General features: G+C 65.2%; 1 pseudogene. It reads right to left on the bottom strand.

Going from position 1 to position 305, the window contains the following annotated elements:
- Positions 1–108 precede the first annotated feature (108 nt).
- Positions 109–305, bottom strand: a pseudogene (locus tag EUU22_RS25085) (hypothetical protein); the annotation flags it as partial.

Raw genomic sequence — 305 nt, forward strand, 5'->3', positions numbered from 1 at the left:
GGATCGTGAAGGGGTGATGGCGTGTGATGGCCGCGGGCAGGGGATGCCCGTTCCGCGAACCACCGAGGTGGTCCGCCGGCCGAAGAGATAGAAAAGGGGAGCGGCTCGTTACTGGATGATCACTTTCGGCGTAGCCCCGGTCTTGAAGAGGCCGTTTGCCGGGGGCGTTGCCTTGATCGGGGTCGGAACCGCCTCGCTGGCGGCAGCGCCGCGGAGGCCGACGTGATCTTCGTCCTCCTCCTCTTCGCGATCGCCGTCATGGCGCTCGCGCTTGTGGTCGCGGAGGCTTTCGTTTTCCATTTCCA

It is taken from the genome of Ciceribacter ferrooxidans (genome assembly GCF_004137355.1).
GTDB lineage: Bacteria > Pseudomonadota > Alphaproteobacteria > Rhizobiales > Rhizobiaceae > Allorhizobium > Allorhizobium ferrooxidans.